Below are 20,775 nucleotides of genomic sequence, written 5' to 3' on the forward strand. Positions count from 1 at the left end.
ATCGAAGTGAGCGAGCATATCCTGATCGTCGAGGACGAGCCCAAGATCGCCCGACTGATCGCCGACTATCTGTCCGGCAGCGGCTATACACCGCATCACCTCGCCCATGGAGATGATGTCATCCCATGGCTGCAGGACCGGCCCGAGGGCACGCAACCGGCGTTGGTACTGCTGGACCTGATGCTGCCGGGAACCGATGGGTTGAGTCTGTGTCGCCAGATTCGTCAGCAATGGCCCAATGTGTCGGTGATCATGCTGACCGCCCGCGTCGAGGAGGTGGACCGTTTGCTCGGCTTGGAACTCGGCGCCGACGACTACATCTGCAAGCCGTTCAGCCCGCGTGAGGTCGTCGCAAGGGTCAAGGCCGTGTTGCGTCGTGCTCACGGTCCCGAACAGGAAACCCAGCAAAGCGGGTCACGCAGTCGGTTGGTTCTCGATCACGATGGCTGGCGTGCCCTGGCCGACGGACGGGACATCGAGCTGACCGCCGTCGAATTCCAGTTGCTCAAGGTGATGATGGCCTCGCCGGGACGCATCTTTTCCCGCGATCAGCTGATGGATCATATGTATCGGGATCACCGGATCGTTTCCGAACGCACCGTAGATAGCCATATCAAGAAATTGCGCCGCAAGATTGCCGATGTCTGGCCCGAGCGGGAAATAATTCGCTCGGTGTATGGCGTGGGGTACAAGTACCAACCCGAAGAGTGAGACGTCGGTCAGCGTGCAAGTAATGTGCACGCCGATACGCAAAGTCTGTCGATTCGCTTCACCTTTCCTGCACGAGCTCCACCGACACTGACAGTGTCCACTTCAAGGAGACACTGTCATGAAACGACCGACCTCTTCCGCGCTGCTGCTGGCCGCGCTGCTTTCCGCCGGTGCCATCAGCCTGGCCAGCGCTGCGCCCGGTGACGCTCCGCCTGCATCAAAAGCAGAGCCCCACCTGGCCCAGCCCTTCGGACCGCATGACCGTGTGGAAGCCCTGTTCGATAGTTGGAATCTGGACGACAGCCAGCGCGACGCCATTGAACAGGCCCGGCAGGAGTACCGCAATCAGCGCCAGGCCCTGCGCGAACAGCATGAGCAGCGCCTGGCCGAGATTCTCGATGAAGAGCAATTGAAAGCCCTGCATGCCATGCAGCGCCCCGGTCCAGATCATGACCGTGGCCCAAAGTTTGGCCATGGCAAGCCGATGGAGCATCGCGATCACCGGCCTGATAAGCCTCAACAGCGCATGGGCGACCTGATCGATGCTCTCTACACCAGTTGGGAACTGAGCGACGCCCAGCGTGCCGAGCTGGACGATGCTCGCGAGCAGTTCATTACCGAAGCCAAGGCACTTCGCGATCAATCGTTCGATGATCGCCAGGCCAAGCGCGAGGCCTTCCAGGCCCTCCGCGAGAAACATCACCACGCCGTGAGTGACGTCCTGAGCGACGCGCAAATGGCGGTCCTCGAACAGTTGATGCCTGGGCCGCGCCACCAGCCTGGCCCCGGTGAAGCCTGATCCACATATTCGTTTCCGCTCACCCTTTCGCCCATCTTCGGATGGGCTTTTTTATGTTTTGCCTCTTCAAGCAGAGCAGGAGTTGAGGTTTTGCCTCGAATGACGTATTTTTATTGAACGTTCAATCAAAAACAAATTATCGTTTCGCTCAGTCGTCATCGCCAGGCTCCCTCCGAGGGTATATCGATCGCCGCTCCGGAGTTCTCTTCGGATCAGCTTTTCCTCATGGCCACCCACTTGGCACTGCCCATCGGGCGGCCGTCAGCAAAAGCTGCTAGAAGGAAAGGAACTGACAGGACGCCGTACCGTAACGCTGATGACACTGTTGTGCTCACCAACAAACGGGGACTTCTATGCCTTCGCAATCCAATGATGAGGTCCATAACGATCGCCTCAATCCCGTCGTGTTCTACGGATCCGTAATCGGGATTTTGGTGTTTGCGTTGTGGACCATGTTCTTTACCGAGTCGGCCAGCCAGGTGATCTACGCCGTGCTGGGCTGGATCTCGAACACCTTCGGCTGGTACTACTTCGTTGCCATCGTCACCTATCTGGTTTTCGTGATTGGCATCGGACTGTCCCGCTTCGGCAAGATCAAGCTGGGCCCGGACCACTCCACTCCCGACTTCAACATGGTTTCCTGGGCCGCGATGCTGTTCTCTGCCGGCATCGGCATCGACCTGCTGTTCTTTTGCATTGCCGAGCCGGTGACCCAGTTCCTGGCGCCGCCTACCGGCGAGCCGAGTACCGTGGCTGCGGCTCGCCATGCCATGGAGCTGACCTTCCTGCATTGGGGGCTGTCGGGCTGGGGGATCTATACGCTGATCGGCATGTCGCTGGCGTTCTTCAGCTATCGGCACAATCTACCCTTGACCATTCGCTCGGCGCTCTACCCGATCTTCGGCAAGCGCATCGAAGGCTCCATTGGCCATGCCGTGGATATAGCCGCCGTGCTGGGAACCGTGTTCGGTATCGCCACCAGTTTGGGCATTGGCGTCATCCAGTTGAACTTCGGTCTCAACTATATGTTCGAGATCCCCGAGAACACCATGATCCAGGCGGCACTGGTCATCATGATCGTGTTCTTCGCCACCGTGTCTGCAGTGACCGGCGTCGAGAAAGGCATCCGTCGCCTGTCCGAATTCAACATGCTGCTTGCCCTGCTGCTGCTGCTGTTCGTACTGTTCACCGGCAAGACGCTGTTCCTGCTCAATGCGCTGGTGATGAACGTCGGCGACTATTTTTCCAACTTCATCGACCTGTCGATGAACACCTATGCCTTCGATCCCCCCACCGACTGGCTCAACGGCTGGACGATCTTCTTCTGGGCCTGGTGGATTGCCTGGGGCCCCTTCGTCGGCCTGTTCCTGGCACGCATCTCGCGTGGACGCACCATTCGTGAGTTCGTTGCCGGTACATTGATATTGCCTTTGGTGTTCATGATGGCGTGGATGTCGATCATGGGTAACAGTGCCATCGACATGGTGATGCAGGGCGCTTCCGAGTTCGGCGAGATGGCCATGAACACGCCGGAATCCTCCATTTATCTGTTCCTGGAGAACTTGCCGTGGACCGGGCTGACCACACTGGTGGTGACCATTCTGGCCATAGTGTTCTTCGTGACGTCGGGCGACTCCGGCGCCCTGGTCCTGTCGAACTTCACCTCGATCCTGAAGGACGTCAACCGCGATGCACCGATCTGGATGCGCATCCTGTGGGCTTCGGTGATCGGCGTGCTGACATTGGCATTGTTGATGGCAGGCGGGCTGTCTGCGCTACAAAGTGCCGTGGTGATCACCGGTCTGCCCTTCTCCATCGTGCTGTTCTTCGTCATGGCAGGCCTGATCAAGGCGCTCAAGGTCGAGGGCATCAAGGAGGACAGTCATCGCGCCAGCCTGGCCGGTAGCCTGTCGAGCCGCTCCGTCACAGTCGAACGTGGGCATAGGAGCTGGACTCAGCGGCTGTCACGCGCCATGAGCTTCCCGAACCACCGCCAGACGCGTCGGTTCATGAACGACGTGGCCAAACCGGCGATGGAGGAAGTCTGCCAGGCCCTCTCCCAGCAGGGTGTAGAAGCCAGCATCCATGAGGAAACCGGCGATAACGAGCATCTGACGCTCAATGTTCCTCTCGCCGACGAGCAGGACTTCACCTATCAGCTCTGGACGCGCCGGTTCTCGACGCCGTCGTTCGCGATCCGTGCCCAGAAGGCGAATGCCGACTACTTCCGTCTCGAGGTATACCTGCAGGAAGGGAGCCAGGGTTACGATCTGATGGGCTATAGCAAGGAGCAGGTGATCGAAGACATTCTCGACCAGTACGAGCGTCACCTGAATTTCCTGCACATGAATCGGGAAGCCCCGGGCAACACGCAAATGCCGGACGATACCTACCAGCCCCCGGCCTGACGCCAATGCCCACCGCCTGCGGTGGGCATTCACGCATCTCTCTGACCGGCCGCCGGGAAACACCGTCGGCCGGTCAGTCTTTAGCCTGAAACTCCGAGCGCAACAGGCCATACACGGCATGCGAGTGGAGTCTCTGGCCGACCCGCTCCACGTTGCGCAGCGTGCCTTCATGCTGGAAACCAAGCCGCTCGGGAATGGCCCGGCTTCGCCAGTTTTCCGTGGCACAGCGGATTTCCACGCGCTGAAGCCGGAGATCCTGAAATCCCAGCTGGATCAAGTCCGCTACGGCGACCGTCATCAGGCCACGCCTTGTATATGCTTCGCCCAGCCAATAACCGACCTGGCCAATGCCGTTGAACGTATCGATCTCGTTGAAACCGAGTACACCGGCGATGCTGCCTTGGTAAAGCAGCACTTCGTTGAGCGCGGTGCCTTTAGCGAAGCTTTCCAGGTTCGACTCGATGAACCGCTTGGTATCGCTGGCACTCTTCGTGGCATCCAGCCAAGGCAGCCATGCCTTCAGGTAAGTCCGGTTTCGGTCGGTCAAGTCAAACAGCGCTTCGGCATGCTGTGGCAAGGTCAGAGCAACCTGTAGATCCTCACTAATGCGTCGATAGAACATGTCGCCTCCTCGCTTTTACATGCCCGTAAAAATTTCAGCTCCGCGAGTCGAATCCAGCAATCAGCTTACCCAGCAGGCGATCAAGAGTTTCCTGCTCCTCCCGGGAGAAAGTCCCGCCAGCGCCTGAAGTTGGAACCCGTACGTCTGACTCGTCTGACAGGCATACTGCTGGGCCTGTCCGGTGGCGTGTTACTCGCCTTGGGCAAGGCCAGTGAAACGGGAAATAGCTGGGAGTGGACGATCATAGTGCTGGCAATGCCGATCGTCATAGCGACAGGCAACCTTTACCGCACCCTGCGCTGGCCCACCAGTGCCGCCCCGATCTTTCTCGCCGCCTCGATGATGTTGGGCGGCGCGGTAACGTTGCTGCCGTTCGTGCTCGCCTTCGAGTCGGATCAAGCCGCCGACTTGCTCACTTCCCCTGCAATAATCTGGTTGCTCATCGTGGAAACCGGCATTTTTACGGTACTGTATGTTTTCTATTTTCTGTTGCAGAAGCTGGCCGGGCCGGTCTATTTCAGCCAGATCGGTATCGTTGCGGCCTTGATCGGCACATTCATCGCCCTCCTCGGGCTGGGCGAAGCATTGCCGAGCCATCTTGGCTGGGCTGTCGTGCTGATCGGTCTCGGCATGGTGCTCTTTCATCGCGAAGCGCAAAAGCAGGCAACCTGACGCAACGCGCTCTCGATCCATCCCAGCATTACGATGTCATTCATGGAGGTTTATCGCATGACGGTTCTCGACGCACTTCACTGGCGCTACGCCACGAAACGGATGAACGGACAGCCCGTTCCCGAAGAGAAGCTCGACGTGATTCTGGAAGCGGCCCGCCTGGCACCCTCCTCGTTCGGCCTGCAACCCTACTCGATCATGGTCGTCGCGGATCCTGCCCTGCGGGAGAAAATCCGGGAAGTGGCAGTGCCCCAACCCCAGGTGACCGAGGGTTCGCACCTACTGGTCTTTGCCACCTGGAACGCGATCCATGATGGACAAGTCGACGACTTCATCGCCCACGTCGCCGACGAGCGCGGACTGCCCTTGGCGTCTCTCGATGGGTATCGAGACGCGATCAAGGCCGCCATCGCCAAGCACCCGACGCAAGAGGCTCGCCTGCAGTGGGCGGCCAAGCAGGCCTACATCGCTCTCGGCACGGCACTGGTCGCGGCAGCGACCGAACGGGTCGACGCGACGCCGATGGAAGGGTTCGATGCGCAAGCCCTGGATGACGTGCTCGGCCTCGAGCAGAAAGGCCTGCGCAGTGTCGTTGTCATGGCACTAGGCTATCGGGATACCGAGAATGACCGCATGGCCTCGCTCAAGAAGGTGCGTTGGCCCAACGAAAAATATCGGCTTTCGCCCTGAGCGATGGGCTAGCTGGTCACGGCTGGCTCTCGCTCCGGCAACATGTACAGGAACGCACTATGTTCGATTACACACTTGCGCATTGGATCGCATTCTTCTCGGCGGCCGTGTTGCTCAATCTCTCCCCCGGTCCGGACATGGCTTACATTCTCGGCCAGGCGGCACGAGGAGGCGTGAAGAACGGTATGGCGGCCATGTTCGGCATTTGGGGCGGTGCTTTTCTGCATGTCCTGCTGGCTGCGCTCGGCCTGTCGGCGGTCTTGGCTACCTCGGCCATTGCATTTTCGATGGTCAAATGGCTAGGGGCCGCTTACTTGATCTGGCTTGGCATTCAGGCATTGCGCACTAAAGAGGGTGCCTTTCCTCTGGAAGGAGGCATCCGTGAAACTGGCTTATGGGCCACCTTTCGTCAGGGACTGCTGGTAGCTGCGCTAAACCCCAAGGTCGCCATTTTCTTCCTGGCGTTTTTGCCTCAATTTATAGTCGACGGTGCCGGCCCAATCAGCGCACAGCTATTTCTACACGGCTGCCTGATCATTGCCGTAGCTGCGCTGGCCGAGCCGCCGATAATCTACTTGGGGGCAAAACTCGCCAATGTCATCAAGCAACATCGGCATATCGGCTTATGGATGGAGAGAAGCCTGGGGGCGGTACTCGTTGCGTTGGGCATACGCCTGGCAGTAAGCGAACGCTGACTGCCTAGATTCCCCCTCGCAGCGCCGGACCATGTGCCAGGAACAGCTCGGCTAGACAATCGGCGATTACACGGACTACGAGGCGAGATCAAAGGTGCCAAAGAAATCGACTTCACCCCGGATAAACGGCTGTAGAGTAACCTGTAGGGGTTGCCGGCTCCCCACCTTGGCGTCAGCCGCATTGGATCATGCCATCACATTGGCTTTTTTAGTAGGCGGTAAATACTCATGACGTTTACTGTCATTTTTCAATGACTAGATTTGGCCATTTCTTCTTCCATCCCTTACCTTGAACCCGATCAGCGAAGGCTTCTGGCTTCTTCCGCTTGGGGTTCATTGTCACGTTCAGATTGAACAACGACTCAAGCCCCAACGGAGCGATTATTTCCAAAACACCAGTCTCCTCGCCTATTAAACGTACGCCTACCGCTGTTTCCAGCTCAACCCAGTACGTCATTGCATCGGCCATGGAGTGGTAAGGAGCATCGCCATTTTGTGCATGCATTCGAGCCTGATTTTTAACTGACCAGCGCCGTGCCAGCATCCCATGAAGTCGCGATTCGAGTAACCTATCTCGCCTCTCGGTGATGTCTGTCGAGTCGAAGTAGATGAGATCGATGTCATCCAAAGGCGTGGGCTCTGAATAACCGTGCAGCCGGTCCCAAACGAGATTCCGCACAAACCCCGCTGCCAGGCACCAGTCGTTGAGCTGAAGCTGGCTTGCTACCCTTAGTGCGTCTTTCCTTTCTGGGTCCGCCTCGATCCAAGCGATTAACGTTTCCTCTATCGGGGTCGTCATGCGCCGTCCTATCTTTTGGGAGGTTCGTTGCGCCGGGTGTCGCCTAGGCACCGTTAGATGCTATTTCACGCAAATATCACCGCTGCAGGAAAAGGCGCACACATTAAGCTTAAAACGGCACGCCGATACGGAGGCTGTCGGCAATCGATATCGGGCTTACGGCTCCCCTCGCAACGCCGGACCATGTGCCAGAAACAGCTCAGCTAGATGATCGGCGACCACCCGGACTCGCCGGGAATGTGCCAGATCCGAGTGAATGACCAGCCAGATGGGCTGGTCGACGCCGAGCTCGGCGTCGACACAAACCAGGCCGGCCTCTCGGGCCAGGAAATGTGGCAGGACGGCCAGCCCTAACCCTGCGCTGGCCGCGGCGATCTGGCTGGCCAGGGTGCTGGTCGTGATCCGGCAGGCACCCCCGCCCAGGGCACGATCCAGCCATTGCGCCGCGGGGAAACGCTGATTCAGCTCCGTCCAGCCGATAAAGTCGTCTTTATCGAACTTAGCCACATCAGACCAGGATTGACGCTGTAGGATATATTCGGATGAGCCATATAGCCCAAAGCCCAGCACACCCAAGCGTCGGAGGGTGACATTACCCTGTTCCGGCCTGACCATGCGAATCGCCAGATCGGCATCTCGACGATGCAGGTTGACCGTCTGAATGCCCGTGAGAATCTCGATGCGTAGTTCGGGATGCCTAGCGAACAGCGCACCCAACGAAGGAATGATCAGCGGATTCGCCAAATTCTCGGCGGTGGCGAGTCGAACGCATCCCGTTACCTGCCCCAGGCCCTCCGCAGCCGCCCCAAAGGACTGTCCCGCCTGTTCCAGCGCTTCGGCCTTGGCGATGAGCGCGGCACCTTCATCGGTCACTTGATAGCCGCTCTGATGACGGCTGAACAGTGCGACTCCCAGCGCCGCCTCCAGGCGCTCGAGGCGCCGTGACACCGTCGCAATACCTAGGCCCAGCATGTTGGCTGCCGCACTCAGGGTGCCGGCACGGGCAATCGCCAGGAATATACGAGCATCGTCCCAGTTCAGCCCCGAGGCGAGCGGATTTCCATTATCGGAAGACTGATTTCTATTTTTGCGCATAGTTTTCATGAAGTCAGAAAACCATACTCCTTCCGTTCTTTACAAGGAGAGACGACATGCAACGACGCAAGTTAGGCCACGATCTCGAAGTCTCGGCCCTGGGACTCGGCTGCATGGGCATGAGCGAATTCTATGGTTCCCGGGATGATGACGCATCGCTACGCGTCCTCGAGCGTGCCGTGGAACTGGGCATCGATTTCTTCGATACCGCCGACATGTACGGCCCTCACCACAACGAGGAACTGATCGGTCGTTTTCTCGCTTCGCACGGTGGCAGTATCAGGATCGCCACCAAGTTCGGCATCGTGCGGCGACCCGGTGAGTACCGTCGGCAGATCGACAATACGCCCGCTTATGCGCGCCAGGCATGCGAGGCCTCGCTTCGGCGTCTGGGCATCGAGTGCATCGACCTCTTCTACGTGCATCGCCTGGATTCCAGTCAGCCGATCGAAGAGACGATGGAGGGTCTTGCCACGCTGGTCCGTGAAGGCAAGATTGCCAGGATCGGCCTGTGCGAGGTCAGCGCGGCCACGCTGCGCCGCGCCCATGCCATTCATCCGATCACGGCAGTGCAGACGGAATACTCGTTATGGACACGCGACGTCGAAGCCGAGGTGTTGCCGGCCTGCAGAGAGCTAGGCATCGGTTTCGTCCCCTACTCTCCCTTGGGACGTGGCTTCCTGACCGGCAGTTACCAGAGCGACACGTGTTTCGAAGCGGGTGACTTCCGGGCATCGCTGCCACGCTTCTCGCCCGAAAACATGGCCACCAATCGCTCGATCGTGGATGTCATTCGTCAGCTTGCCGAGCGCAAGGGATGCACTGCCGCGCAGATCGCGCTGGCCTGGCTGCTGGCTCAAGGCAGCGATATCGTGCCGATTCCCGGTACCCGGCGTGAGCGCTACCTGCAGGAAAATGTCGATGCACTCTCCGTCATGCTGAGCGCCGAAGACCTTGCTCAACTGGACCGTGATATCGCGCACCTTACGGTGGCAGGCGCCCGCTATACCGACGAAGGCATGAAAGGAGTCGATGCATGACCCATTCAATCAATACCCGCCGCACCCAGGCATTGGCGCTTCTCGAACGGCTGGATCGCGAGGCGCCCGACAAGGTCTCGGCGAATCTCGATAGCATGTCCGATGACTTTCTGGAGATCGTGCTGGGCTTTGCCTTTACGGATGTCGTGTCCCGACCCGGCATCGACCTCAAGACACGCGAGATGCTGACGGTCGCGGCGCTCGTTGCGATGGGCAACGCGCCATCACAACTGGAATTCCATATCCGTGCCGCTCTTAACAACGGAGTGAGTCGAGACGAGATTATCGAGATCCTGCTACAAATGGCCGTCTACGCAGGCATCCCCGCCTGCATGAATGGTGTCGCTGCGGCCAGAAAAGTATTGGATGTATAGCAGCATTATCTTTCAAACCGGCAAAGAACAGTTGGGCATGCTCTATGCCGACACCAGCCATCGCCGCGATAGCGCATCTAGGCCACGACGCTCCACAACATGGAGCGCTTCGGTTCGGATGCCGACCTCAATTTTATTCAATATCAAAGCCGCCGGTCAGGGCAGACTCCGCTTGCAACCTGCAATCGAGAATACAGTCAATGAGCCTTTCCCTGATTCTGTCCATGTCTGCCTTTGCATTAGCGGCTTCCATATCTCCTGGGCCGGTCAACCTTGTATGTCTAAGCAATGGCACCTACTACCCGATTTCCCGGGGGCTGATCTTTGTTACCGGAGCCACGCTAGGCTTCATCGCTCTGTTCATTGCCGTGGGGTTGGGGCTTTACTCGCTGCTGAGCGTGGTGCCAATATTCGAAGAAATGTTGAGGTGGGCAGGCGTAGCCTTTCTGCTTTACCTAAGCCTGAAGCTGGCCATGGACAGCGGACAACTACCAGAGGACAGTACCGGCAAAGCCCCTGGGTTCGGGACCGGCGCTCTGATGCAGTGGCTCAACCCCAAGGCCTGGCTGGCCTCGGCTTCTGGCATCGGCGCATACACCAGCGCAAATGACCTGCAGCAGGTTCTGCTATTCGCCACCATTTACCTGCCCATCTGCTGGCTGTCACTGGCATGCTGGGTATACACCGGTGCATTCCTTCGCAGATATGTTCAGCGACCAAAGATACTCGCTACCATAAACCGGATTTTGGCCCTCCTGCTCGGCGCCAGTTGTCTATATCTCCTGGTCGGGTGAGGAGCGCCGGTATTGATTTGGCGTTACCGCCATCAGCCGTTTAAACGTTCGATGGAAGTGGGGCTGATCTGCAAAGCCTGCATTAAAGGCCGCTGCTGCAATCGGAGTGCCATTTTTCAGCTCATGGCGCCCAAGCTGTACCCGCCGGTTTACCTGATAGGCATGGGGCGTAAAACCAAAATATTGCCTGAAAGCACGAATCAAGTGGCCTGCGCTATACCCTGAAATTTCGCAAAGCGTGTCCAGCGACGTATCTTCAGCAGCGTAGTCATCCAAATAGGCAGCTAGCATTGTCAGAGCCTCCGGTGCGTTCGGCTCTTCCACCCCTGGCTGCCTGGAAAGTTCGTGCATCAGATCCGATAGAAATTCCGCCACCTCCGTTTGCTTTTCCAGCAGATCACGCTGTGGATCAAGAAGGCAGTCAGCCATGCGACAATAGCGTTCATACCAGAGTGGGTCAGATATCGTAGCCGTAGAAAAGTCCTTCCACTGAGCCTCCTGCAGTAAACCCGCACGGAACCGTAAATCCGTGAGCCATCCGGTATCTACATACAGCATGAGATAAGCCCACGGCATATCGTCGATAGGATTGCAGGCATGAACCCATTCCGGATTCATTAACACGAGGTCACCGGCACGTACCTGGTAATGGTCGTTCCGATACTGAAACGTGCTTTCACCCCCAGTAATGGCGCCTACCGACCATTGGGTGTGGCTATGCGGCGCATAACAGACTTGGCGTCCATCACTGACCTTACGCAACTCCACGTGAGGAAGGCGGCAATCTCGCCAAAATAGCGGCTTTCTCTCGGCGTTCATGGTCTAGACTTCACCATTTCTCTTGCCTCTTTCTTGATCAGCTCGTGCACGGCTATCCAACCTTACATGTCCTCCCATAGAAGACATTGTTAGATTATGTTGCCTCCTCCAGCTTCCCTTTACGATGTTGAATTCTCACCCCGACGCCCACCGAACCGATAACCAGAGCAATCCCGAAACAGGCCAGCGCGATCTCCTGCCCGTAAGCGTCGATGAGCAGCCCGGTGACAACTACCGGGAAACTGAAGCCGAGATAGGCCATGAGGAAGAAGCCTGCACTCGCGCTGGCATTGTTCTCGGAGCCGGCCAAGGCCATGACACCGCTCAGTCCGCCCAGGTACACGAAGCCATAACAGGCACTGCTGGCGGCCAGGGTGCCCAGCAGCACGGCCATCAGGCTCCCCTGCAACGCCCCCCAGGCGATCAGCCCGTAGGCCAGCGGAAGAATGACCAGGCCCAACTTCACCGACGTCTGAGATGACAGCCTGCGAGCCCAGGGCTGGAACAGTACACCGCAACTGCAGATGGCGAACGTGGCGAAGCCCGCCCATGCCGCCAGCCCATGCGTGGCGAGTACCGAGGGGAGTATGGCAATCACGATGCCCACCGTCGCCCAGGCCAGCAAAATGGCCAGGCCGAAGGAAAGCGCCCCGGAAGGATACGCCGGCAAGCGGAGCATGGCGGCGGTTGGCTGGCGTGGCGCCGTGTCCGGCAACGTGGCCACGAGGGTCATGGCCAGGCCGCCTGCCCCCAGGTAGAGCCCCAGGCTCGGCGGCGTCAGACTCGGCAACTGCAGAACGAACAGGCTGGTGACTGCGGCCCCGAGGCCGAATCCCAGAGACGTGCTGGCCGTCACCCAGGTGGCCGGCACTCGCGTATCACGGCCTCGGTACAGCTCGAGCATGTAAGCCGGCGCGACCGCCGAAGTCAGCGCCGTCCCGATTCCCATCAGGAACCGGGCCGCTCCCAACGTGACCAGCCCGGGAAAGAGCAATGTCAGCGCCGTTGCCAGCCAGGCCAGACCCAATGCCAACAGAATCAGCGGACGACGCCCAATCCGCTCGGCGACGCCGCTGAAAGCGAGCAGCACCGGCAGTACACCCATGACATAAGCGGCAAAGGCCAACGTGCTGCCTCCCACCCCTAGCCCATCGGATGCCGCCAGGGCAGCATAAAGAGGTGCCTGCAGGTTCACTGCCGTGGTAATCGTGCATAGGGCAAAAGCGAGACGAAGAATGTTCATGCGATGCGAGCCACCCAAGCGATACGTGAAGTGGCCTACCCTCGCATCCGACCGGCAACGCCGTAAGGTACACTTGTCATGACCCATCCATGCACTGTTACTCGATTTTCCGAAACAGTGGACCCGGCCAGGGAGAACATGCAGTGAAGCTGGAGATCGACCCGGACTCATGCACGCCTCTGGCCAGCCAGGTGGCCGAAGGTATCCGTGACTGGATCGTGAAACATGGCGCCGGCGGCGGGAGCCGCCTTCCCTCGATTCGCCGGCTGTCGAGTGACCTCGGCGTCAGCCGCAATACGACTATCGAAGCTTACGAGCGACTGGTGGCCCAGGGGTTGGTGCGTTCCCGGCCGGGCTCGGGCTTTTACGTGGCAGACAATGCATCCAACACACTCGGTAAACGGCTTGTCGAGACAGCCGGCATCGAGGAACTCACCAGTGACATGTGGGCCTTGTTCCAGGCTGATGACGAGGAATTGAAACTCGGTTGCGGCTGGCTGCCCAACCATTGGCGCGAGGGAGACGACCTCGCCTATGCGATTCGTCAGGTGACCCGCCAGAACCGCGCGGGGCTCTTCGAGTACAGCTCTCCCATGGGCACGCCCGAGCTTCGCGCGCTGCTTAGGGAGCGGCTGCGCCTGCTGGGGATCGATGTCGCCGCCGAGCAGATTCTGCTCACCGCGGGCGCCAGCCACGCCCTGGATCTTATCGTCCGGCACATGCTCGAGCCGGGCGACACGGTATTCGTGGAGTCGCCCGGGTACTACAATCTGTTCGGGCTGCTCCGACTGCATCGGATCAACATCATTGGCGTGCCGCGCATGGCTGAAGGCCCCGATGCCGAGCAGATAGAGCAACTGCTTAAAACGCACCGGCCCAAGCTGTTCTTCACCAACAGCGTCTTCCAGAACCCCACCGGCACGACACTGGTGCCCACGGTGGCCCATCGCATCCTGCAGCTCGCCGAGGCCCACGACTTCCGGATCGTCGAAGACGATATCTATGCGGATTTCCAGCACGATCCCAGCATACGATTGGCGACCCTCGATGGCCTGCGCCGGGTGATCTATCTGGGAAGCTTCTCCAAGTCCCTGTCCAGCTCGCTGCGCGTGGGCTTCATTGCCGCCGAGCCGGGACTGATGAAGCCACTGGTCGACATCAAGATGCTGACCAGCATTGCTGCCTCGCGCTTTGCCGAACAGGTCGTCACGCTGATGCTCCAGAACGGCAGCTACCGCAAGCTGGTCGAGCGGCTGCGAACCAGGCTCTCCGGCCAGATGGCCGCGGCCCTGAACCTGGTCAAGGGCGCAGGCTGGGAGGTGTTCGTCGAGCCGGCTGGAGGCATGTTCCTGTGGGTGCGTCACCCGGATATCGAATCGTCCAGCCAACTCGTCGCTCACGCAAAGCACGCCGGTATCAGCCTGTCACCGGGGCATCTCTTTCTGCCACAGGAAGACGATTCCCCCTGGCTGCGAATCAACGTGGCCTATCTTCAGGATAAGCGAGCTGTTCACTTTATTAATGCCCCGGTGAATACATAATTCCGCCTGAGCAAGCTGCCTTCAGCTAACAAGACGCTCTTTAAGCGAATTTCCCACCAGCTCAAGAAAGAGCCTGACCCGGAGCGTTTGGCGCAGGTCCGGATGGGTCAGAACCCAGAGTTGCGTGGCCAGAGGAGAAAGGGCTGGCGATATCTGCACGACCCCGGGCGCTGCGTCAGCCAGATAGCAGGGAAGCACGGCCTGCCCACTCCCTGCCTGTACGGCGGCCAGCATGCCCATCACACTATCAACGCGATACGAGCATTCTTCAGCGACGCCTTCGCTTGCCATCCATGTTTCCAGCAACCGATACCCCAGCCTTTCGTCAGGGCCAATCCAGGGAAGCTGGCTGCCCTGCCCCGACGGCCCATAAACCGCTTGTTCAATGGTACCGATACATCGTCCAACCAGATTCTCCGGTGGAGTCGGGGTAGGCCTGATGGCGATATCCGCTTCTCGCTTGGTCAGGTTGAAAAGCTGGTTCGATATGACGACTTCCAAGGTGATGTCGGGATAGCTTTCCTGAAACAACTTGAAGATGGGCGCTAACAGACCGGCCATAAGGGCATCCGTCGTGGTGACTCGCAGCGTCCCGCTCGGTTTGAAATCCTGCCCTGCTAGCCTGCGCTGAACGCCCAGCCACTCCACTTCCATACGCTCAGCCGTCGCCGTCATATCCTCCCCCGCAGGAGTCGGCACATAACCTCTCGCGCCACGCTCGAACAGGCGCACGCCCAGTCGCTTTTCCATCGCACCCAGACGCCGGAAGACAGTTGCGTGACTTACTTTGAGCAGGCGTGCCGCACCGGACAGTGAACCGGCACGCGCGATAGCCAGTACCGTGCGCAGGTCGTCCCATTGAGCCATCTGTTCATTCATGTAAAGTTCCCTTGCAACAATAGGGAATTACTCTTCGGAAATGCAGAGCCTACCGTAGGAAGAAACCAACACAAGCCTGCGGAGGCGCTATGAACGTTCTGATCGTGTATTGCCACCCCGAGCCCGGCAGTTTCAACGCCGCTCTAAAATCGGTTGCCCAGGAAGAACTCGAGCGGCAAGGGCATACCGTGGCAGTGTCCGACCTTTATGCTGAAGGCTTCGACCCGGTGGAAGGCCCCGCTCATTACTCTCAGCGCCAAAGACCGGACTACTTCTCTGCCCTGACAGAGCAGCGCAGTGCCAGCGATCAGGAACGACTCCCCTCGGAGGTGGCGCGAGAGATCGCACGTCTGGAACGAGCCGACCTGGTCATTTTGCAGTTTCCGCTATGGTGGCATGCTCAGCCTGCCATGCTGAAAGGCTGGTTTGACCGGGTCGTTGTCTACGGAGGGCTTTATACGGGGAGGTGTCGCTATGACGCCGGGTATTTTCTGGGTCGGCGTGCCATATGTTCAGTGACGACGGGCGCCCCGGCCTCCGCCTTCGGCCCAGGAGGACGGGGCGGGAATATCGAACGGCTGATGTGGCCAATCCACTACTCCCTGTATTACATGGGCTTCACGGTACTGCCGCCCTTCCTCTCCCACGGCATCCAGGGCGGAGGATTGTCCTACCAGGCTGAGGCTGGTTTTCAGGCTCATCTGGGTCGGCTCAAGCAGGATTGGACCAAGCGCCTGGCTCAGCTTGATTGTGATGAACCACTGCGCTTCAACGGCTGGGCAGATTGGAATGAAGACGGATCGATGTGTCGTCAGCCTCATTGAACGTTCAAACGTTGAGCCTGGGGCTGCGCCATGACCCGGCATGATCAGTCTGCCCGGATAGCGCCTGGGCCCTCGCGAGGACTAGCTTATAGATCGCTTGAGAAGACAAGCTATGCGTATTCGTCACGCTGATACCTCTGATGCTTTGGCCATTGCCCAGGTGCACGTTCTTTCATGGCAGCATGCCTACCGTGGACTGCTTAGCGATGATCTGCTGGATAGCTTATCGGTAGTGAAGCGTCAAAACATGTGGGCTCGCGCATTGGCCAATCCTTCGTCGTCTCTGCTGGTCGCCGAGGACAGTGAGCAGATTATTGGATTTTCAGCCTTCGGAGCGTACCGGGATGAGATAGGCAGCCCTACTGTCCATGAGTTATGGGCTCTCTATCTCCTTCCGGACTATTTTTCGAAAGGCGTAGGCCAACGACTCTGGTTGGCATCCCGAGCAGAAATGGTCAGCCGAGGGGCAACCGAGATCCGGCTTTGGGTTCTAACGGGCAATAGTCGAGCCGAGCGCTTCTATAAGAGGGTTGGCTTCAGACCGGAGCCTGGCTCTTCGAAACCGCTGGCTCTGCCGGGGCAGCATGGCTATGAGACTCGCTTTAGCCTTTATTTATCCTCAGGAGGCGGTGATTACCGATAGCGCCCCACTGCATCTCGGCAATAAGTCCCTTTTCAAACCGGACGGAGAAGAACGGTGGATGCACTCGATGCGTTGAAGGCCGAACTGGAGCAGTTCGGTAATGACAATGACAGCACACATTCCGAGCGGTCCAAGCGCATGCTCAATATCACCCGAGATACGGGCGAGTTTCTATCAGTACTGGTTCGAGCGACCTCAGCACGCCATATCCTGGAGATCGGTACCTCCAATGGCTACTCTACGCTCTGGCTGGCGGAAGCGGCCTGCACCACTGGTGGCCATGTGACGACAGTCGAAGCTTCGAAATACAAAGCCAACCTGGCGTCGGAAACCTTTTTCCGTTCAGGCCTCAGTGAAATCATCACTCTAGTCCATGACGATGCGGGCGCGGCCCTCTCGCGAGCGGCAGACACTTCCATCGATCTGCTCTTTCTCGACTCGGAACGCGCTGAATACCCAGTCTGGTGGAATCAGATACGCCGGGTGCTTCGTCCAGGGGGGCTACTCATCGTGGATAACGCCATTTCCCATCGAGAAGAGATGGCGCCCTTCGCTGCTCTAATCGAGTCGGACAAGGGTTACACTCTCAGCCTCGTTCCGGTCGGCAAAGGCGAGCTTCTCGCCGTAAAGGCTGAAGACAAGCCCTAGCGGTGTTAGGCAGTACGGGGCAATGGGTAAACTGTCAGACGCCGAGGTGAGAGGCACAAAGGAAGCTTGGCATTACGCATCGCTGGCAGATGTTATTGGCAATCTAATTTTTACCCCGCAGCGTCAGGCAAGAGTGCCGTGGTATCGAACTTGCAACGCTTACGGGAAAGCAGAGTGCGAAACTTTTTCACGTTATCATCGGCGTATATCACCTCATCGGGAACCGGTCTTGTCCTGAGTCGTTCCGGGTCGAGCATCTCAAGGTAAAAGGTGGTGTACTGCTGACGTCGCCTTTCTATTTTCGTATCTTTGTGCCCGATTAGCCTATTGCCATGAGCGTAACTGCACTTCGGCAATTGCCGGAACATCCTCTTTAGCTGCACTACGGAACCGCACAGTGTTACTGTGTTAATCCACTCTATCCTCCCGCCGGGAAAGGCAAGGAGCAAGCGTATCGTTCAACTGGGCTTCGTCCTTCTCATGCTGGGGACATCGATCGCGCTTGGGGTGACTCTTCTGTTTGTAGTATCCACGAGCGGTCGCAAAGCGCTCACTCTGTGGCGGTGGGTAATCGACCATACCGGGCCAACTGCATACCCAGCACTTTGGCGTTTCGTGCAGGGTGCCTTCCCTCTTGCCCTGCTGGCCTTGGGTATCGGTATCTGGCTTGGCCTAGCCGCAACACCAGGCATGGCCAAGCTGGCACCGGGACCCGCCGAGGATGTGAACCGCCTGGCAGAGTGGTTCACATTGGTCGGCGTTGTCGGCTGTGCCATGCAGATTCTCAATTTCGCGGCACATCGAACGCTCGAGCATGAGTCGGCTGCACCCCAGCAGCGAAAAACCTCGTCACCAGAAAAGAAGACGGACGTGAAACGGCCGGCCCACACTGCTGCCAAGACCACAGCGCCCTCCAGGACGCGTCGCAAGACCACGGCAAAAAGAGCGCAGCGAAGCAGGTCGACTTCGCGTGAATCAGGACGAACCTCGAAAGCGCGCCGAACTTCGCAAGCCTGAAACGCAGCGAAACCTGCTCCGGTTATGCTAGTTTGGCTGACCGCTGTTCCACTGTAATTCACTGTAATTGCAGCGTAAACTCACCACCACGCTGCGAAACCATGAACAAGATAAAAAGGGGCTTCGCTTGGACGCCTTGACCTGGCTTGCCTACGTTGGCGTTATCTTTACATTGATTATCTTCCCGGGGCCGGTAGCCCTGCTATGTACCAGTCATGGACTCAGGTACGGCCGTTACCGGGCAACCGCGACGGTGCTTGGCGGTGTGCTGGCATCTCTAGTGCTGATGACAATATCCTCGCTGGGACTCGGCGCCATTCTTGCCGCCTCGGAATCGGCATTTTATATCCTGAAAATGCTGGGTGGCGCCTACCTCATCTATCTTGGCGTGAAAGCTTGGAAGGAAGCGTCCATGGTTTCCCCCCAGGCCAACGAAAAAACGAGCCAGCACAACATGCCGATAGCCAAGCTCTTTCGGTGCGGTTTTACCGTCGGCATCAGCAATCCCAAGGACCTGCTGTTCTTCGCCGCGCTCTTTCCCAACTTCATCGATGTCAACGCGCCTCAGCTGGTCCAGTTCGTCATCCTGGCGCTGACCTGGTTGGTCGTCGATATCACGCTCATGTCGACCTACGCCAGTATCGGTTCGGGTATCAGCCATTGGTTCCGGAGCCCACAGAGAGCCAAGCTGTTTCATCGTACGACAGGCGGGCTATTCATGATCGCCGGCGGCTCCCTGATGGCCTCTCACCGCTAGTTTCAGAGCAGAAGATCGGCCAGTTGTCGTTCGGAAATGACCTGGATACCGTGTCGCTGTAACAGCGCAGCGGTAACGCCACTACCTGCCAAGCTCTTGCCGTTGAAATGGCCGTCGTGGATCCAGGCGCTGCCACACGAAGAACTATGCTCCTTGAGCACGAACTCCACGTGGGCTACGTCCTGTGTCGGTTTCCGCGGCAAAAACGCCATCGCCCCGCATGAGCGGGGCGATGGCGATCAGGACAGAGCAATAACGGTGTGCAGAGGTTCAGCCTCCCACCCCGGCACGCAGTACAACACAGTCCATACCCTGGCGCGCCAGTTGCTGGCAGGAGCGGTGCGCCTGGCTCTCTTCCAGATCGATCAGGCGAGCACGATACATCTGACGCTCACCGTTCGCCGGCACCACAGAGACCCGGGTGTTGTTGAACTCCCCCGACAGTGCGGTCGCCGCCTGATGGGCACGAGCCTGGGCCCCGTCGCGGTTACTGAAAGCGCCGACCTGAACCATCCAGCCCGCAGCGTTCGCTCCTTGATCCAGACCGGTCAGCAATGTGCGAATCGGGTCTTCCTGCGCATCGCCTTGAGCAATGACCGCAGTCTCGACAGGCGCCGACGCAGATGCCTGAGCCGTAGCCACTGCCATGCTGGCTTTGGCGGTTCTATCTACCGTGGCTAGCGAGACCGCCTCACCTGCGCCGAATACATCCGTCTTGGCGATCCAGTCGCCACGGGTCAGCAAGGACGCTCTGACGAAACCTCGATCGAGCAGTTCCGCCATATGTGCATCGCGCGACTGGGCGGTAAAGCCCCCCATGACCACAGAGACGATACGACGCCCGTCACGGACTGCCGAAGTCGCCACGTTGAAGCCCGACGCCCGGATATAACCGGTTTTCAGGCCATCGGCACCGGCGTAGTTCCCCAACAGCCGGTTGTGTCCTTTATAAGTCTTGCCGAGATAGACAAACTGAGTGCGCGAGAAGTAGCCGTAGTACTGGGGAAAATCGCGCATCAGATGCATGGACAGCGTAGCCATGTCACGCGCTGTGGTGACTTGCCTGTCGTCCGGCAGGCCCGAGGCATTGCGGAACGTGGTCGAACTCATACCCAATGCCCTGGCCTTGGCAGTCATCCGCTCGGCGAACGCCGACTCGGAGCCGGCCAACCCCTCGGCGACGACGGCCGCCACGTCGTTCGCCGACTTGACGATCAATGCCGGAATCGCTTCTTTGACAGCGATGGTCTGCCCTGGACGCACCCAGAGCTTGGATGGCGGTTGCGCGGCGGCATGCGACGATACCGGCAAACGGGATTCCATCGTCAGCCGCCCGCTTTCGATCGCCTCGAATAGTAGGTAGAGCGTCATCATCTTGGTCAACGACGCCGGATAACGCACAGCATCGGCGTGATCGTAGGAAAGCACTTCGCCACTCTGGGCATCGATGACGATGGAGGCGTAACGAGGATTGGCATGCGCTTGCGAAGCAAACAGCGACAGGCCAGAAACGAGCATACAGAAAAGTAACACCACGTGGATACGCGACGTGGCGATAGAGTGATTAGGCGCCATGATCGTTCCCTGCGAACATTAGTTGTATTGGTCTTGATTAAGCGATTAGCTGTACGTCAGCCTACCCTAGGTTTCGGTTGCGCAAAGGGTCAGTTAACGCCAATTTTTATCGTAATTATCGGCAAGCGAT

Annotated in this window: 22 protein-coding genes; 14 read left to right on the forward strand and 8 right to left on the reverse strand. The window is 58.5% G+C overall.

All coding sequences use genetic code 11. The annotated features are described in order from the left end of the window. The first annotated feature begins 6 nt into the window (after positions 1-6). The 3 genes from MHM84_RS10505 (at position 7) to MHM84_RS10515 (ending at position 3,918) form a co-directional block, all read left to right on the forward strand. A complete protein-coding gene (locus tag MHM84_RS10505; protein WP_239265789.1) occupies positions 7-711 on the forward strand; it encodes a response regulator in 705 nt (234 codons plus the stop codon). 118 nt (positions 712-829) lie between these two features. Continuing rightward, positions 830-1,510, forward strand: coding sequence for a hypothetical protein (locus MHM84_RS10510; protein WP_239265791.1), 681 nt, complete (start codon positions 830-832; stop codon positions 1,508-1,510). A gap of 353 nt (positions 1,511-1,863) precedes the next feature. Next, positions 1,864-3,918 carry a choline transporter gene (locus MHM84_RS10515; protein ID WP_239265793.1) on the forward strand — a complete coding sequence of 685 codons (2,055 nt, stop codon included), beginning with the start codon at positions 1,864-1,866 and terminating at the stop codon, positions 3,916-3,918. Positions 3,919-3,991: 73 nt separating this feature from the next. On the opposite strand, the gene MHM84_RS10520 is transcribed toward MHM84_RS10515, so the two are convergent. Beyond that, positions 3,992-4,540, reverse strand: coding sequence for a GNAT family protein (locus MHM84_RS10520; RefSeq protein WP_239265795.1), 549 nt, complete (start codon positions 4,538-4,540; stop codon positions 3,992-3,994). Between the two features lie 129 nt (positions 4,541-4,669). On the opposite strand from MHM84_RS10520, the gene MHM84_RS10525 reads away from it, so the two are divergent. Genes MHM84_RS10525 through MHM84_RS10535 form a run of 3 tightly spaced genes read left to right on the forward strand, consistent with a single transcriptional unit; the run spans position 4,670 to position 6,597 of the window. Further along, the gene (locus MHM84_RS10525; protein WP_239265797.1) at positions 4,670-5,212 is read left to right on the forward strand and encodes a hypothetical protein; all 543 of its coding nucleotides are present in this window, start codon (positions 4,670-4,672) and stop codon (positions 5,210-5,212) included. Positions 5,213-5,269: 57 nt separating this feature from the next. Continuing rightward, positions 5,270-5,902, forward strand: coding sequence for an NAD(P)H-dependent oxidoreductase (locus MHM84_RS10530; protein WP_239265799.1), 633 nt, complete (start codon positions 5,270-5,272; stop codon positions 5,900-5,902). A gap of 59 nt (positions 5,903-5,961) precedes the next feature. Continuing rightward, entirely contained in the window at positions 5,962-6,597 is a 636-nt protein-coding gene (locus MHM84_RS10535) for a LysE family translocator (RefSeq protein WP_239265801.1), read from the forward strand. 241 nt (positions 6,598-6,838) lie between these two features. Here the strand turns inward: MHM84_RS10535 and MHM84_RS10540 are convergent, their stop codons facing one another. Together MHM84_RS10540 and MHM84_RS10545 are read right to left on the reverse strand one after the other, a co-directional pair. Beyond that, the gene (locus MHM84_RS10540) at positions 6,839-7,396 is read right to left on the reverse strand and encodes a nucleotidyltransferase family protein (protein ID WP_239265803.1); all 558 of its coding nucleotides are present in this window, start codon (positions 7,394-7,396) and stop codon (positions 6,839-6,841) included. A gap of 156 nt (positions 7,397-7,552) precedes the next feature. After that, the gene (locus tag MHM84_RS10545) at positions 7,553-8,491 is read right to left on the reverse strand and encodes a LysR family transcriptional regulator (RefSeq protein ID WP_239265805.1); all 939 of its coding nucleotides are present in this window, start codon (positions 8,489-8,491) and stop codon (positions 7,553-7,555) included. Between the two features lie 56 nt (positions 8,492-8,547). Here MHM84_RS10545 and MHM84_RS10550 point away from each other — a divergent pair, with 56 nt between their 5' ends. From MHM84_RS10550 to MHM84_RS10560, 3 genes are all read left to right on the forward strand, one after another. Beyond that, positions 8,548-9,531, forward strand: coding sequence for an aldo/keto reductase (locus tag MHM84_RS10550; protein ID WP_239265808.1), 984 nt, complete (start codon positions 8,548-8,550; stop codon positions 9,529-9,531). Continuing rightward, positions 9,528-9,905, forward strand: coding sequence for a carboxymuconolactone decarboxylase family protein (locus MHM84_RS10555; RefSeq protein WP_239265811.1), 378 nt, complete (start codon positions 9,528-9,530; stop codon positions 9,903-9,905). The genes MHM84_RS10550 and MHM84_RS10555 overlap by 4 nt, the downstream gene beginning before the upstream one ends. 200 nt (positions 9,906-10,105) lie before the next feature. Then, positions 10,106-10,699, forward strand: coding sequence for a LysE family translocator (locus MHM84_RS10560; RefSeq protein WP_239265814.1), 594 nt, complete (start codon positions 10,106-10,108; stop codon positions 10,697-10,699). On the opposite strand, the gene MHM84_RS10565 is transcribed toward MHM84_RS10560, so the two are convergent. Further along, positions 10,679-11,518 carry an AraC family transcriptional regulator gene (locus MHM84_RS10565; RefSeq protein WP_239265817.1) on the reverse strand — a complete coding sequence of 280 codons (840 nt, stop codon included), beginning with the start codon at positions 11,516-11,518 and terminating at the stop codon, positions 10,679-10,681. The genes MHM84_RS10560 and MHM84_RS10565 overlap by 21 nt on opposite strands. A gap of 94 nt (positions 11,519-11,612) precedes the next feature. Continuing rightward, complete coding sequence (locus tag MHM84_RS10570; RefSeq protein WP_239265819.1) at positions 11,613-12,761, reverse strand: MFS transporter; 1,149 nt, start codon at positions 12,759-12,761, stop codon at positions 11,613-11,615. Positions 12,762-12,904: 143 nt separating this feature from the next. On the opposite strand from MHM84_RS10570, the gene MHM84_RS10575 reads away from it, so the two are divergent. Next, the gene (locus tag MHM84_RS10575) at positions 12,905-14,302 is read left to right on the forward strand and encodes a PLP-dependent aminotransferase family protein (protein WP_239265821.1); all 1,398 of its coding nucleotides are present in this window, start codon (positions 12,905-12,907) and stop codon (positions 14,300-14,302) included. Positions 14,303-14,323: 21 nt separating this feature from the next. On the opposite strand, the gene MHM84_RS10580 is transcribed toward MHM84_RS10575, so the two are convergent. Then, entirely contained in the window at positions 14,324-15,181 is an 858-nt protein-coding gene (locus MHM84_RS10580; RefSeq protein ID WP_239265823.1) for a LysR family transcriptional regulator, read from the reverse strand. An 89-nt stretch (positions 15,182-15,270) separates the two neighbouring features. On the opposite strand from MHM84_RS10580, the gene MHM84_RS10585 reads away from it, so the two are divergent. From MHM84_RS10585 to MHM84_RS10600, 4 genes are all read left to right on the forward strand, one after another. Next, positions 15,271-16,005, forward strand: a complete 735-nt coding sequence (locus tag MHM84_RS10585) for an NAD(P)H-dependent oxidoreductase (RefSeq protein ID WP_239265825.1) — start codon at positions 15,271-15,273, stop codon at positions 16,003-16,005. A gap of 112 nt (positions 16,006-16,117) precedes the next feature. Then, complete coding sequence (locus tag MHM84_RS10590; protein ID WP_239265827.1) at positions 16,118-16,648, forward strand: GNAT family N-acetyltransferase; 531 nt, start codon at positions 16,118-16,120, stop codon at positions 16,646-16,648. A gap of 54 nt (positions 16,649-16,702) precedes the next feature. After that, entirely contained in the window at positions 16,703-17,296 is a 594-nt protein-coding gene (locus MHM84_RS10595) for a class I SAM-dependent methyltransferase (protein ID WP_239265829.1), read from the forward strand. A 1,144-nt stretch (positions 17,297-18,440) separates the two neighbouring features. After that, positions 18,441-19,070: a LysE family transporter gene (locus MHM84_RS10600; RefSeq protein WP_239265831.1), complete on the forward strand. Its 630-nt coding sequence runs from the start codon at positions 18,441-18,443 to the stop codon at positions 19,068-19,070. A gap of 2 nt (positions 19,071-19,072) precedes the next feature. Here MHM84_RS10600 and MHM84_RS10605 read toward each other — a convergent pair whose 3' ends face one another. After that, complete coding sequence (locus MHM84_RS10605) at positions 19,073-19,240, reverse strand: DUF523 domain-containing protein (RefSeq protein WP_239265833.1); 168 nt, start codon at positions 19,238-19,240, stop codon at positions 19,073-19,075. Between the two features lie 100 nt (positions 19,241-19,340). Continuing rightward, positions 19,341-20,645, reverse strand: a complete 1,305-nt coding sequence (locus MHM84_RS10610) for a D-alanyl-D-alanine carboxypeptidase (RefSeq protein WP_239265835.1) — start codon at positions 20,643-20,645, stop codon at positions 19,341-19,343. Between the last annotated feature and the right edge of the window lie 130 nt (positions 20,646-20,775).

This window comes from Halomonas sp. McH1-25 (genome assembly GCF_022348165.1).
GTDB lineage: Bacteria > Pseudomonadota > Gammaproteobacteria > Pseudomonadales > Halomonadaceae > Modicisalibacter.